At 62.0% G+C, this 13,671-nt stretch carries 11 protein-coding genes, 2 tRNA genes and 1 other RNA gene; all 14 read left to right on the forward strand.

Annotated features, from left to right (window positions below):
• Positions 1–190: 190 nt before the first annotated feature.
• The 14 genes from ACOY6C_RS05065 to ACOY6C_RS05130 all read left to right on the forward strand — a co-directional run bounded on the left by ACOY6C_RS05065 (position 191) and on the right by ACOY6C_RS05130 (position 13,590).
• The gene (locus ACOY6C_RS05065; RefSeq protein ID WP_420904411.1) at positions 191–2,077 is read left to right on the forward strand and encodes an SUMF1/EgtB/PvdO family nonheme iron enzyme; all 1,887 of its coding nucleotides are present in this window, start codon (positions 191–193) and stop codon (positions 2,075–2,077) included.
• Between the two features lie 99 nt (positions 2,078–2,176).
• A tRNA-Ser gene (locus ACOY6C_RS05070) sits at positions 2,177–2,267 on the forward strand.
• 86 nt (positions 2,268–2,353) lie between these two features.
• Entirely contained in the window at positions 2,354–2,710 is a 357-nt protein-coding gene (locus tag ACOY6C_RS05075) for a (2Fe-2S) ferredoxin domain-containing protein (protein WP_420904412.1), read from the forward strand.
• Between the two features lie 28 nt (positions 2,711–2,738).
• Positions 2,739–3,293, forward strand: coding sequence for a hypothetical protein (locus ACOY6C_RS05080; RefSeq protein WP_420904413.1), 555 nt, complete (start codon positions 2,739–2,741; stop codon positions 3,291–3,293).
• Positions 3,290–3,907, forward strand: a complete 618-nt coding sequence (locus tag ACOY6C_RS05085) for a nucleoside deaminase (RefSeq protein ID WP_420904414.1) — start codon at positions 3,290–3,292, stop codon at positions 3,905–3,907. Before ACOY6C_RS05080 ends, ACOY6C_RS05085 begins: the two co-directional genes overlap by 4 nt.
• A tRNA-Ser gene (locus ACOY6C_RS05090) sits at positions 3,898–3,987 on the forward strand. Before ACOY6C_RS05085 ends, ACOY6C_RS05090 begins: the two co-directional genes overlap by 10 nt.
• A 75-nt stretch (positions 3,988–4,062) precedes the next feature.
• An RNA gene (gene ffs, locus ACOY6C_RS05095) (signal recognition particle sRNA small type) lies at positions 4,063–4,160 on the forward strand.
• Between the two features lie 232 nt (positions 4,161–4,392).
• Positions 4,393–6,261: a DNA polymerase III subunit gamma/tau gene (dnaX, locus tag ACOY6C_RS05100; protein ID WP_420904415.1), complete on the forward strand. Its 1,869-nt coding sequence runs from the start codon at positions 4,393–4,395 to the stop codon at positions 6,259–6,261.
• Between the two features lie 48 nt (positions 6,262–6,309).
• Entirely contained in the window at positions 6,310–6,630 is a 321-nt protein-coding gene (locus tag ACOY6C_RS05105; protein ID WP_420904416.1) for a YbaB/EbfC family nucleoid-associated protein, read from the forward strand.
• Between the two features lie 34 nt (positions 6,631–6,664).
• Positions 6,665–7,285, forward strand: coding sequence for a recombination mediator RecR (gene recR, locus ACOY6C_RS05110; RefSeq protein WP_420904417.1), 621 nt, complete (start codon positions 6,665–6,667; stop codon positions 7,283–7,285).
• A 241-nt stretch (positions 7,286–7,526) separates the two neighbouring features.
• Positions 7,527–9,566 (forward strand): 2-oxoacid:acceptor oxidoreductase family protein, encoded by a 2,040-nt coding sequence (locus tag ACOY6C_RS05115; protein ID WP_420904418.1) that lies wholly within the window; start codon positions 7,527–7,529, stop codon positions 9,564–9,566.
• Positions 9,567–9,614: 48 nt separating this feature from the next.
• Entirely contained in the window at positions 9,615–11,249 is a 1,635-nt protein-coding gene (locus ACOY6C_RS05120; RefSeq protein ID WP_420904419.1) for a thiamine pyrophosphate-dependent enzyme, read from the forward strand.
• Positions 11,250–11,334: 85 nt separating this feature from the next.
• Positions 11,335–12,651: an EAL domain-containing protein gene (locus tag ACOY6C_RS05125; protein WP_420904420.1), complete on the forward strand. Its 1,317-nt coding sequence runs from the start codon at positions 11,335–11,337 to the stop codon at positions 12,649–12,651.
• Between the two features lie 147 nt (positions 12,652–12,798).
• A complete protein-coding gene (locus ACOY6C_RS05130) occupies positions 12,799–13,590 on the forward strand; it encodes a hypothetical protein (protein ID WP_420904421.1) in 792 nt (263 codons plus the stop codon).
• The last annotated feature ends 81 nt before the right edge of the window (positions 13,591–13,671 follow it).

Raw genomic sequence — 13,671 nt, forward strand, 5'->3', positions numbered from 1 at the left:
TTTGCGATGCTCTGCTGCATCGATTTCCAAATTCGGATCAACCGCTTCAGATGAATGGGTCGGATGAATAAGCCAGAGAGTCAATCGATTTCGATCGTCAGCCTGGAACGGGACGGTTTGGGATCCGGATCGTCATCGCGAACCTGTCTCCAGACGGGGAAGCGTGGTTTCCGGTCGGGAGTGGTCGTCGATGCCGCGCAAGATTGACCTCACCGTTGCGCAGGCCACAGGACTGATTCAACGGTTTCTGCCGGGCCGTGCGGTGGTGAGGCTCCTGGGGGCCGGCAGTTTCGGCCAGGTTTTTCTTGTCGAGGACGAGGTGTCCCGCGCGGCGGTCAAGATCGTCCCCTTGAAGATGCGCGGTGCCACCGAACCGGAGGAGAACCATGAGTGGCGGCAATTGACCACCCAGTGGGACCGGTTGCACCACGCCAGCCTGGTGCGGATCCGTTCGTTTCACGAATACACCGATCCTGACCCGGTCGCTCCGATCGAGATTTACGGCCTGATTCACATGGATTACTGGCCGATCGACCTCTACGACTTCATCAAGCGTCTCAAGAAGTATAACCTCTATAACTCGGTACGTAAACGCCGCTTGCTCAATCGACTGGCACAATTGCTCCACCGGCTGCTCGCGGATGTGGGTTTGATCATCACGGATTTGAAACTGGAGAACATTCTGGTCTCGTCGCGTGATCCGGGGGTGATGGAGTTGGGGGTGATCGACACGGGCGGGATTTGCGAGGCGCGACTGGCCGATTATTACCGGGTGATCACCACCGATTTCTTCAAACCTCCGGAATTGCTCGATCATCGCGTGACGCGCATCGACGAGGGGGTGGTGCAGTTCGGATTCGGTCTGGTGGGGTACTACATTCTGGAGGGACGCTGGCCGGTAGCGGATTATGATTATCAACAGCCGATCTGGGCCAAGATCGCTCAACAGAAGACGTTGCATTGGAGTGATGAAATCCTGAGAACCATGCCTGGATGTGTGGCGGTCATCGAGCGTTGTTTGAACGAGGATCCGGCCTCCAGGCATGCGGATCTGGCGTCGATCGTCGCCGCCTTGCGCGCCGAGGAGACAGCCTGGGAGGAGGGTTTGAACCGAGAGGGGCGCGGACGGGTGCGGGCCGTGGGTCCGCCGGCGGCCCCGGAGCGCGGCAAGGAGCGGATCAACCGGGTGTGGCGCGAACCCGTGACCGGCCAGGAGTTCGTCTGGATTCCGGGCGGGGGGTTCGACATGGGTCAATCCCCGGAGGAGGAGGCGCTGTTGCGGCGCTTCAACGACCCGGAGACGTTCGAAAAATGGTTCGGCGGGGAGTTGCCGCGTCATCGGGTGCAACTGGACGGGTTCTGGATGGGGCGTTTCCCGGTGACCCGTGGTGCGTTCCGGGTGTTCGTGGAGGAGACCCTGCATGTGACCGACGTGGAGCGCGCCCAGTTCATCCTGCGTTACAACCAGCGCGCCCATCAGGGGATGAACTGGCATCACTGGAAGAATACCCGTTACCATCAGGACGATACCCACCCGGTGATTCATGTCAGCTGGTTCGACGCGGTGGCTTTCGCCGACTGGTTGAGCCGGCGCACCGGTCTGCGGTTCGCGCTCCCCTCCGAGGCGCAGTGGGAGTATGCGTGCCATGGCGGCGGCCAGACCCCGTTCCACTTCGGCGCGGGCATCGACTCCTCCCTGGCCAATTACGACGGCACCGAACCCTATGGCGATGGTCCCGCCGGGGTAAGGCGCAAGGGGACCATGCCGTGCGGCACCTTTCCGGCCAACCGTTACGGGCTTTGCGACATGCACGGCACGGTGTGGGAGTGGTGCGAGGATCTGTTCGACAACCGTTTTTATGCCACGCCGGCGGCCCGGCAACGCAACCCGCTCCATCGCGGGGAGATCGGCTATCGCATCAAGCGGGGCGGGTCGTGGCGCGTCACGGCGGCTCTGGTGCGCGCCTCCCATCGCGGTGGCGCCTATCCGGATGTGGGCAAGGATGATCTTGGCTTCCGGTTGATCCTCTCTCCCTGGGTGGCAGGGGGGATGGCGGGTGACGGGGAGGGGCGGTGAACGCGGGTCTGCAACGGGCGGTGGTCAAATGTGGTGAAACGTTTCTTTATGGAAGGTTGACAAGTGACGCGGTTTCAGGGAAACTACGCGCCACCCCACGGAGAGATGGCCGAGCCGGCTGAAGGCGGCACCCTGCTAAGGTGTTATACTCGAAAGGGTATCGAGGGTTCGAATCCCTCTCTCTCCGCCATTTTCATCCACGACTCACCCCCTCCGGATCGATTCGTTCATCACGCTCCAACCCCCTGGTATCCTGGCTGACGAGGTTCGTGACTCATGGATGCGCCTCCTACGCAACACGGTTTTTACGCGATTCATGTCTTCTGCTGCGTCAACAGCCGCGCCCCGGACCATCCGCGTGGCGATTGCGCGCGCAAGGGGGCGCTGGATCTGCAGGGCCACTTGAAGTTCCGCGTCAAGACGCTCCCGTCGGTCGGCAACGTGCGCATCAACCAGGCCGGCTGCCTGGATCGCTGCGAGTTGGGTCCGTTGCTGGTGATCTATCCCGAGGGGGTGTGGTATCACTACCGCACCACCGCGGATGTGGATGAGATCCTGGAGCGGCACATTCTCAAGGGCGAACGGGTCGAACGGTTGCTTCTGGCCAACGACGCGGTTCATCCGCCGGGTTGAGTCGTCTGGTTTCGAGCGCAAGGAGCGCATGAGTCTCATGAAGCGGTTGTTCGAACTCTGGCCATGGATGCTCTTGATGGTGCTGATCGGCGGCGGTATCGGTGTGTACCGCGCCATGCCGCAAACCGCGCCCAAATCCCGTTTCCTCTCCGTGGATACCAACACCAACAAAACCCCGCGTCTGCCCCTGGCCCCCCATGTCCATCAGATTCACGCCCGCCCGGACGAAACGATGATCCGCGTCACCTCCGGCATGCCGATGCGTTTCCGCCTGATGGACAAGCGCACCCAGCGCATCGATCAGCTGGTGATCGCGGTGGGCGAGTTGCACGCCACGCCGTGGGGGGGGTGGATTCTGCCGCGCGCCTATGCGCCGGATCTGATGATCCGCGAAGGGGAGGCGGTCCATGGACCGGAAGGACATGTCAATCCGGCGGTGTGGGTGGAGCTGAAGAACCAGGACCGCAAGGCGTTCCACGAAGGATGGCTGTTCGCGCGTGATTCGGCCCAGACCGCCTGGGATCACCCCCGTTTCGATCTTACCTTTCTGGGGCCGGCGGACGGCAAGACCGACAAGCGATGAGCCCGGAGGTTCCCTCCGACGGGACGCCGCCTCCGGAAGGGGCGTGGCTGTCCGAGGGACGCGCTCGCGCCTTGCTGGCCCTGGTGGTGGCCGCCGAGGCTGGGGCGGGCGGAGAGGTGCCGGTCGGCGCTCTGTTGACCGATGCGATGGGCAGACCTCTGGCCGCGCGCGGCAACGACTGCGTGACCGCCGCCGATCCCCTGGGACACGCTGAGTTGCGTACCTTGCGTCTGGCGGCCCGCCGGGTGGGCAACTACCGGTTGGGCGACACCGCGCTGCATGTGAGCCTCGAACCCTGCCCGATCTGTCGCGCGGCGCTCGCCGAGGCGCGGGTGGCGCGGGTGACCCACGACGCCCCACGTCTGGAGAATGAGGGGGATCGGAGGGGCGATGCGGTGACCCACGACGCCCCACGTCTGGAGAATGAGGGGGATCGGAGGGGCGATGCGGTGACCCACGACGCCCCACATGTCCCGATCGAAGGGCAAGAGGTGGTCTGCGCCGCTGATTCTGCTGGACTTTTAAGATTTTTTTTCCGGGAGCGGCGGATAGCCTTGAATCTGGATGGAGAATCTGCTTTAATACTGGATTCGATGACCAGTGCGGAGAGATGACCGAGCGGTTGAAGGTGCACGCCTGGAAAGCGTGTGTACTCTAACCAGTACCGAGGGTTCGAATCCCTCTCTCTCCGCCATCTGTTCCCATCACGACTTTTCGCTTTCGCGCCGGGGATCTTCCCTTGAGCGATGGAATCGCGGGCGGCGTTGATGGTCAGGTCGTACGCGACGAAAACCCGTGAACCCCGTCAGGACCGGAAGGTAGCAGCGGCAGCGGGATCTTTCGGGCGCCGTATTCCACCTGACCGGAGCCGCCCTTAATTTTTTCTTGCCATGGAACTCCCGCCAGGGAGATCCATGGTCGGGGGGTGAGTTTTTTCCCCTCCATCACGCCAGTTTCTTCCGTGCCTGAAGACCATTCGGATGGCTCTGCTCGTGGCTGAACCGGAGCCGAAGGGGGATCGCCCCGTATTGACGATAATCCGAATGGTTGTCATGAATATCTAATGTTTTGGTAATTCCCGCCCTCTTGGGGTCCGAGCATGTCCTCTTATGTCGTGTTGGCGCGTCGCTGGCGACCGAGGAGTTTTGCCTCTCTGGTCGGACAGCAGCATGTGGTGCGGGCGCTGCGCAATGCCCTGGCAACCGGTCGGGTGCCGCACGCGTTTCTGTTTTCCGGAACCCGTGGCGTAGGCAAAACCACCCTGGCGCGGATTCTGGCCATGCGGCTCAACTGTCGCGAGGCCAAGGATGCCGAGCCGTGCGGGGTGTGCGACTCCTGCCAGGAGGTGATCGCCGGCTCCCATCCCGATGTGTTGGAGATTGATGCCGCCTCGCGCACCAAGGTCGAGCAGATGCGCGAGCTTCTGGAGTTGGCCCCCTACGCACCGGCCTCCTCGCCGTTCAAGGTGTTCATCCTCGACGAGGTGCACATGCTCTCCACCCAATCCTTCAACGCCCTGTTGAAGACGTTGGAGGAGCCTCCCGCGCACGTCAAATTCATCTTCGCCACCACCGAGCCGCGCAAGATACCGGCCACCATCCTGAGTCGCTGTCAACGCCATGATCTCAAGCGGGTGACACCGGCCCTGCTCATCGACCATCTGGAGCATATCCTCCGCCAGGAGGGGATCGACTGGGACGCGGACGCCCTGGAGGCGGTGGCGCGTGCCGCGGACGGGTCGGTGCGCGACGGGTTGTCGCTGTTGGATCAGGTGATCGCCCATGGTTCGGGCGAGGTGCGTTTCGAGGCGGTGCGCGCCCTGTTGGGCTTGACCGATCTGGAGGCGGTGGAGCGGCTGTTGGATCGGATGCTGGGCGGGCACGGCCCGGAGGTGCTGGAGTCCCTGGCCCATTTTCACGCCGGCGGCGTGGAGCCGGTGGCGTTGATGCGCGATCTGTTGGATCGGGTGCATCGTCGGACCCGCGAACGGGTGCTGGGCGGGACCGCGAGCGGTGAGGGGCCGGGTCTGGAGCAGTTGCAGATGGTCTACCAGACCTTCCTGAAGGGGGAGGGGGAGATCAAGCTGGCCGATCATCCGGCCCAGGCTCTGGAGATGGTGTTGTTGCGGGCCACCTATCTGCGTCCGATCCCGGAGCTGGATAAACTGATCGCCATGCTGGCCGGGGGTGGACCGGTGGCGCCTCCCGCTTCGGTGGCGCCTCCCGCTTCGGTGGCCAATCCGGCTGCTCCTTCCGTGGCCGCGCCCGCGACTTGTGCGCCCCGCTCCATGCCTGTGGCCGCCGCACCGGTGACCGTTCCGGTTCGGATGATTCCCGAAGCGGAAGGGCATCGCCCTTCCGACCCTTTCGGACGGGCGCCGGTTCAGGCGGAGAAAATGTTTTCCAAACCGGTCAAGAACAGCCCAACTCTCGAGGATGGAAAAGAAAAAAACATCGAGCCGCCCGCGTCTCCCGTGTCGGGGCGTGTCGCGGGAGTGTCCGAAGCATTGACATCCTGGGATCAACTGCTATCCTCCGCCACCGAGCACGCCCCGGAAGTGGCGCGCAAGATGCGTGGTCAGGTGGCCTGCATCGCCTTCGGCGTTCCGGAGGAGGGGGGCGAGGTCTGCCTGCGTTTGCGGTTGGTGGATGACTGTTTTGGTACGCCGGAGCGGATGCGGGAGATCCTGCGGGTCTTCCTGCACGAGCGCGGACTGAGTGGAATCCGGGTGGTTGTCGAACCTCCCTCATCGGAGCCGCGTCCCGAGACCATCCAGGAGCGGAGCGAACGGGAGGAGCGGGAGTACCGTCGTCGTCTCGAGGAGAAGCTGCTCGAACGCCCGGACGCGCGACGGTTGATGGAGACTTTTTCGGCCCGGTTGATTTCCGTGGAACCTTTGCGTGGCGCGTCCAGTCCTAACTTTACGTACCGTGGAATTTCCGAGGGGAGTTCTGAGGTCCAGGGGTGAGGGGTTTTCCCCATCATTCCAGGTTGCGGCGCGCCGGGAGAGCAGGCTATGAAGAACATCGGCGAGATCATGAAACAGGCCCAGGCCATGCAGGCCAAAATGGCCAAGATCCAGGAAGAGTTGGCGGCGCTGGTTCTCACCGGACATGCCGGGGGCGGCATGGTCCAGGTGGTGATGAATGGCAAGCAGGAGGTGATGCGGGTGCGCATCGATCCTTCGGTGGTGGATGCCGAGGAGATCGAAATGCTTGAGGATCTGGTGGCCGCGGCGTTCAACGACGCGCAGCGCAAGGTCCAGGAGGCCACCCGCGACAGCATGGCGCAGTTGACCGGGGGGATGAAGATCCCTGGACTGAATCTGCCGTTCTGATTCCAAGGCACGATCCGAAAGGCGGGATGCGACAGTGAAGGGATTGCCCTCGTTGGAACGGGCGGTGGTGGTGCTGTCGCGCTTTCCCGGCGTGGGCCCCAAGAGCGCGCGGCGCATGGTTCATCATCTGTTGCGACGCGGCCACGGGGAGACTGGCGAGTTGATCGAGGCCCTGGAAGGGGTGCGGGATCGGATTCGCGGTTGCGCGTGCTGCCACAACCTCGCCGAGGAGGATTCCGGAGCCGGGGAGATCTTGTGCTGGATCTGCGAAGATCCCCTGCGGGACCGGAGTCGTCTGTGCGTGGTCGAGGAGCCCTCCGACCTTTTGGCCATCGAGAAGGCCGGGTTGTTCAAAGGGATGTATCATGTGCTGGGAGGCCGGTTGAGCCCTCTGGATGGGGTTGGGCCGGATGCCCTGAATCTGGCCTCCCTGGAGAGCCGGTTGGCTGGAGAGGGGTTCGCGGAGTTGATCGTGGCGACCAATTCCACCGTCGAAGGGGAGGCAACCGCCCATTTCGTGGCCCGTCTGGCGGAACCGTTCGTGCCGTGCATCACCCGTCTGGCCCATGGGCTTCCCATGGGGGGTGAACTGGAATATATTGATGAATCAACGCTTTATCAGGCAATTGTCGGCAGGCGAAATTTCAAGATATAACTTAGTCATGATGGGGGATCCCCCCCTCACTCCCCGTACCATGGAGTTCCTGGCGGGAGTTCTACGGTAAATCTTGAGAGCGGTTCTCAGAAAAGCTTGAAATTTCTTTTGCAGTGCAATATACTTGCGTATCCATTGCCGTATTGAGTCACGCGAGCGTCATCATGGCTTCCGATGATCGGCCCGCCGGTTCGGTACGAATGGGCACGCATGGCACCTCAACACCAGGAGGGCGTTTTCAATGAGCGAACAGGCAGCCCAATCTCAAGCGAGCTACCGTTTTCCGGGTATTCCCGGTACCGGCGACGGCTCCGACGCAGTTTCCTATGTGGAGACGCGGGCCACGGATGGCGCCGCGGCCTACCCGATCACCTCTTCCACCAACATGGGCATCCTCTATCAGGTCGCGGTCGCCAACGGCGCGAAAAACGTCTGGGGAACGCCCCTGGCCTGGATGGAGCTGGAGTCCGAGCACTCTTCGGCCTCGGCCTGCGAGGGGTTCGCGCTGGCCGGCGGGCGGGTGACCAACTTCACCTCCGGGCAGGGGCTGATCCTGATGAAGGAGGTGCTCTATACCATCTCCGGCAAACGTCTGCCGCAAGTGCTCAACGTCGGCGCCCGGGCCCTGACCTCCCAGGCGTTGAACGTCCATGCCGGTCACGACGACGTGATGGGGGTTTCGGATTGCGGCTGGGGGATTCTCTTCGCCCACAGCGTGCAGGCCTCGGCGGACCTGTGCCTGATCGCGCGACGCGCCTCGGAAGCAGCCTTCACCCCGATGATGAATGTCCAGGACGGCTTCCTGGGTACCCACACCATCGAAAATCTTAATTTCCCGGAAGAGGGGTTGATCCGGGAGTATCTTGGCGATCCCCGCGAGCGGATGCGGGCGGTGTTCGATCCGGCCACCCCGGTGCAGATCGGCGTGGTGCAGAACCAGGACGCCTACATGCAGGGCAAGATCGCCCAGCGCCACTACTACGACAAGCTGCCCGGCATCATCCAGTCGGCCATGGACGAGTACCATGCCCTGACCGGACGCCGCTACGAACTGGCCCAGTCGATCCGCATGGAGGATGCCGAATACGCCATCGTCGCCATGGGAACCACGGCGGAGACCGCCATGTCGGCGATCAACGTGGTGCGTTCCCGTTTGGGCGTCAAGCTCGGCGTGGTGATCGTCACCTGTTTCCGCCCCTTCCCGGCGGAGGCGGTTGCCCGTGCGCTCAAGAACTGCAAGGCGGTCGCGGTGCTCGAGCGGTGCGACATTCCGACCATGGTGGACAACCCTCTGACCACCGACGTTGAGGCGTCGCTGGCCAAGGCGGCCATGGGATTGCCGGGCTTCGACAAGATCGAGCGCATGCCGGTGGTCTTCTCCGGCGCGGCGGGTCTGGGCTCTCGCGATGTCACCCCCGGTCACATGCTGGCCGTGGTCAGGAACATGCTCCTCGGACCGGTGGAGGGGAAACGCTATTTCACCCTCGGCATCGATCACGCCAGCGCGCTCCCCTTCGAGGAGGAGCCGGACGTGCGTCCGACCGGATCGTTCTCGGTGCGCGCCCATTCGGTGGGCGGTTACGGTTCGGTGACCACCAACAAGGTGATCGCCACCATGCTCGGCGACATCTTCGGTTTCAGGGTGCAGGCTGCGCCCAAATACGGTTCGGAAAAGAAGGGGTTGCCCACCAACACCTACCTTACCGTGATCCCGGAAGGAAAGATCCTCACCCACTGCGAACTCAAGCAGGTGGAGTTCGTGCCGTTGATGGATCCGACCACCTGGCACATGGGCAATCCGCTCGTGGGGCTGCAAGAGGGGGGCATCGTCTTCCAGCACACCGACGAGACCTCGGCTCAGTCGCTCTGGGATTCCCTGCCGCCCTATGCCAAGTATTTCATGAAGACCAACCGCATCCGCTTCTACGGGGTCGATACCATCCAGATCGCCCGTGAATCGTGTTTGAACGACTCCTCGTTGATTCAGCGTTTCCAGGGTGTGGTGCTGTTGGGCGTGTTCCTGCGGGTGACGCCGTTCCGCGAGAATGCCGGCATGACCGAAGAGGCGTTGTTCTCCAAGGTGGCCAAACCCTTGACCAAGTATTTCGGCAAGCGTGGCGCCAAGGTGGTGGAGGACAACCTCGCGGCGGTCAAGAAAGGGTATACGCGGGTCATGGAAGTGACCCCGGCCATCATGGACAGCACGCCGGATGAAATTCTTGTCCAGGGCAAAGAGGAGTGGGATGCCAAGGGCAAGGACGTGAACGCGTTCTTTATTTAAGGGTTTCGTGTCGGAAACGGTGCTGATCGTTTCCATGGGAGGTTCGTCATGACCCAACGTGCGTTGATCTATTCCGAAGCCACGCCCCAATGGTACGATGCCACGCGTGCCAGGGAGATTCTGAGCGCCTACAACAGCGGCGCCGGCTCCGGGCAGCCAGCGGATGCGTTTCTGGCCTGTTCCGTGGTTCCGGCTGGGACCGGCTCTTATCGCGATTTTTCCTACATCGCGCCGGACCTGCCCGAGTACGAGTCGGCCAACTGCGTCGCCTGCATGGAGTGCGTCCAGAACTGTCCGGACTCGGCCATCTGGGGCAAGGTGATCACTCAGGATGCCCGTGAGAAGAGCCTCGGATTCTTTGCGGAGGAGGGTGATCAGGAGTTGATCACCAGCCAGCTGGTGCAGACCACCAAGTTCTGGAAGACCTACGAGAAGAAGAAGGGCAAGGGCAGCGACGCCTCGGGCGGCGCCTGGTTCGGGATCTTCATCGATCCGACCAAGTGCAAGGGGTGCGGCGAGTGCGTCACCGCCTGCGGCAGCCACAACGCCTTGAAGATGATCAAGAAGACGCCGGTGAATCTTCCGGCCTACTTCACCCTCTGGGAGTTCTACAAAAAAGCCCCGGAGACCCCGGAGATGTACATCAACCCGAAGCTCAAGGTGGATATCATGCTTCGGGATTCGGCCAATCAGTACGTGGGTGGCGCCGGCTCCTGCATGGGGTGCGGCGAAACCTCGGTGCTGCGTCAGTTCCTGGCCATGACCCAAACCAAGATCGGCAACAAGTACGGCATCGTGGCCAACACCGGCTGCAACACGGTGTACGGCTCCACCTATCCGTACAATCCATTTCGTGCGCCGTGGGTCAACTCCCTGTTCGAAAACGCCGCCACCGTGGCCATGGGGATCCGCAGCCATTGGGACCAGGTTGGCAAGCAGGATCATCAGATCTGGGTGATCGGCGGTGACGGCTCCATGCTCGACATCGGCTTCCAGGCCCTGTCGCGCATGTTGACCTCCGGCATGAACATCAAGGCCCTGGTGCTCGACACCCAGGTCTACTCCAACACCGGTGGTCAGACCTCCACCGCCACCTACATCGGTCAGGACGCCAAGATGTCGGTGCATGGCACCCACGTCAAGGGCAAGTGGGAGCGGCGCAAGGAGATCGCCAACATCGCGATGATGCATCCGCACGTCTTCGTGGCCCAGACCGTGGGTCCGATGATCAACCACTTCTACAGGTGCATCGAACAGGCTTTGGAGTTCGACGGACCGGCCCTGATCAACGTCTACACCACCTGTCAGCCCGAGCATCAGGTGGCCGATGACCGTTCTTGCGAGCGGGCGATCCTGGCGGTCGAATCGCGCGCCTTCCCGGTCTTCATCTACGACCCGGAGGGCGGACCGACCCTGGCTTCGCGTCTGTCGTTGCAGGGCAATCCGTCGATGCGTCGTGACTGGCACGTCAAGAAGGATGCGAACGGGGTCGAGAAGACCTTCGATTTCATCGAGTTCGCCAGAGGCGAGGGCCGTTTCAAGAAGAACTTCGACGCCGAGGGCAATCCCAGCGACGTGCTCATGCTCTCCCAGAAGGACCGTCAGCTCAACTGGCGTCTCTTGCAGGAGTTGGCGCGGGTGCAGAACGAAGATCAGATCGAAGAACTCGAAAGAAATGGATAACCGGCGCGAAAGTTTGCTATGATGTGGCACAGAGCATCGCCAGGCTATTCAATTGTTGACGGATCAAGGGGAAGGAGTGCAAGCAATGGATGATCGGGCCAAAACCACCCCGGATGGTAAAGCGCGCGAAAGCGTCAATTTCAATGATCTGCGTACCCTCGATCGCCAGATCATTCAGCACGATGGCGTGTTCCAGGCTGATTTTCACTCCTGGCGGGTGGGCACTTTTTTTCAGAGGATCTACAGCACCACCCATCAGCGCGGCGTGGGGTTCGAGGCCTTCTGCCGGGCCATCGAGCCGGATGGAACCACCCGCTCGGCCACTTCGATTTTCTCGTGCATCAACGATCCTGAGCATGTGGTGCAGATGGACCGCATGCGCATGTTGTTGCACATGAAGAACTACATGGCTGCGGAGATCGATGACCGCTGGCTGGTCACCAACATGCATCCGCGCGTGATGCTCGGCGTGAAGGATCCGGACATCCAGTTTCTGGCCGATTTGCTCGATTACACCGGGTTTCCGCCGCATCAGCTGGTGATCGCGCTGCGCGAGCATGCCGGCAACTTCGAAACCGTGCTCACCCGCACCATCGATCAGCTCAAGGAGTTGGGCTGTCTGGTGCTGTTCGACGACTTCCGCGCCGAGTCGGCCAACCTGGACCGGTTGTGGCGTCTGTCGCCGGATATCGTCAAGCTCGACCACTCCCTCATCGTCAACGCCCTGAAGAGCGGTCGTGCCAAGCGCATGCTTTTCAAGCTGGTGTCGCTGATCCACGCCTCGGGCGGTCTGGTGCTCATGGAGAAGATCGAGACCGAGGAAGAGGCGTTTCTGGTCATGCGTCTGGAGGCGGATTTCGTCCAGGGCCGCTATTTCGGCAGTCTGGAGACCCGTGCCACGCGCCGCAGCGCCGTGGACTGGGATGGTGCGTTCCGCAACCTGTTGTCCCAGAGCGAGCGGGAGATCTTCAAGGAGGTCCATCACCACAATCTGGAGATGGGGCAGTACACCAACGAGTTCATGGAGTGCGCCTGGGCGGTCGCCGACGACAACCCGTTGGAAGAGGCTGCCGGACGCATTCTGCGCATGAAGGGTGTGGAACGGGTCTATTTGTTGGATCACAAGGGGTTGCAGGTCAGCCAGAACATCGTCCCGGAGGAGAAACTCAAACGGGTCGATATGCGCTACAAGCCGTTGTGGGACTCCTATGGGGCCACCTGGACCCGTCGCAACAGCTTCCATTCCGCCATCCACAACCCTGGGGTGGTGCAATTTTCTCCGCCGTATCGCTCCAATACCAGCCTGAACATCTGCACCACGCTGTCGGTCTCGATTCGCAAGGGGAGCCATGTCTATGTGCTCTGCTGCGACGTGGAGTGGAGCGAAGACAAGATTTTCTGATTTTCTTTCCCGCATCATCGTGCCATTATCGTTGCAACCAGGAATATCACTGCCGACCCGCCCGGATGAACCATCCGGGTGGGAGAGCGGGTGATGCCATTCCGTTCGGATCGTGGTACGGACATGACAAGGGATTGAAAGAGAGCCATGAATATCGACTTGCTGGACATCGTGCGTGGTCAATTGCGACGCACCCGCACCCCCCCCTCATCGCGTATCGACCTGCCGTTGAATGCCGAGGAGTCCGAGCCGGGCAAGGCCACGGGCGCCATTCTCAAGATGGACGAATACGAGCAGGAGTTGCTGCTTTCGCCGCTGTTCACGCCGGTGCAGGGCGATCGGGCCGAGTGCGAGGCGGCTCTTGCGCCTGCCGGATTGAGCCTCGAGGCGCAAGGGGCGATGCTGGCGACCCTGGCTTCCGAAACCCTCTCCTGTCCGGTGCGGGTGGGCGGTCATACCGGTTACCTCCCTCTGCCCGAGGTGGTGGTGGACCGGTATCTGCGTTTGCTGGGGTTGGATCGCCCGGTTGACGAAGGGGTGGCGACCGCCATCGACCAGGCCTTGACGGGCGATGCGCGCCATCTGGCCATGAGTCTGGCGCGCCGTCCGGTCTGGAGTGGGCCGGCGGCGTCCGATTTGTTGCGTCGCCTGGTGTCGCACTGGGCGCGCCTGGGCACCCTGTCCGACGTGCGTCTGGCGTTTCTGACCGATTTCGTCCGCACCTACCGCTGTCGCACCGAGCCGGAGCTGATCCGCAGTCTGCGCAGTCTGCTTGAATCCTACCGCATCGACCCCGATCATCCCTATTATCAGAATCCCGCCCTGGAAGAGAAACAGGCGGAATCGATCCGTTCGCATCAGTGCGACGAGACGGTCCGTCTGCATCGTGTGAGCATGGCGCGGGAGATCCTCGAGGATGGCTCCAGGCAATCTTCCTGAATCCGGCAGCCGTTGCGGGCATGCCCCTGAGCCTCTTGTCCATCCGATCAATCGGAAGTGATTTTCATTCACGGCAAGACA

The sequence above is a fragment of the Candidatus Magnetaquiglobus chichijimensis genome, assembly GCF_045865675.1.
Classification (GTDB): Bacteria; Pseudomonadota; Magnetococcia; order Magnetococcales; family Magnetaquicoccaceae; genus Magnetaquiglobus; species Magnetaquiglobus chichijimensis.

Bases quoted from the DNA above. Each gene is read 5' to 3' on its own strand.
- ACOY6C_RS05065 (WP_420904411.1), top strand. From the start codon at position 191: ATGCCGCGCAAGATTGACCTCACCGTTGCGCAGGCCACAGGACTGATT.
- ACOY6C_RS05075 (WP_420904412.1), top strand. From the start codon at position 2,354: ATGGATGCGCCTCCTACGCAACACGGTTTTTACGCGATTCATGTCTTC.
- ACOY6C_RS05080 (WP_420904413.1), top strand. From the start codon at position 2,739: ATGAGTCTCATGAAGCGGTTGTTCGAACTCTGGCCATGGATGCTCTTG.
- ACOY6C_RS05085 (WP_420904414.1), top strand. From the start codon at position 3,290: ATGAGCCCGGAGGTTCCCTCCGACGGGACGCCGCCTCCGGAAGGGGCG.
- dnaX (WP_420904415.1), top strand. From the start codon at position 4,393: ATGTCCTCTTATGTCGTGTTGGCGCGTCGCTGGCGACCGAGGAGTTTT.
- ACOY6C_RS05105 (WP_420904416.1), top strand. From the start codon at position 6,310: ATGAAGAACATCGGCGAGATCATGAAACAGGCCCAGGCCATGCAGGCC.
- ACOY6C_RS05115 (WP_420904418.1), top strand. From the start codon at position 7,527: ATGAGCGAACAGGCAGCCCAATCTCAAGCGAGCTACCGTTTTCCGGGT.
- ACOY6C_RS05120 (WP_420904419.1), top strand. From the start codon at position 9,615: ATGACCCAACGTGCGTTGATCTATTCCGAAGCCACGCCCCAATGGTAC.
- ACOY6C_RS05125 (WP_420904420.1), top strand. From the start codon at position 11,335: ATGGATGATCGGGCCAAAACCACCCCGGATGGTAAAGCGCGCGAAAGC.
- ACOY6C_RS05130 (WP_420904421.1), top strand. From the start codon at position 12,799: ATGAATATCGACTTGCTGGACATCGTGCGTGGTCAATTGCGACGCACC.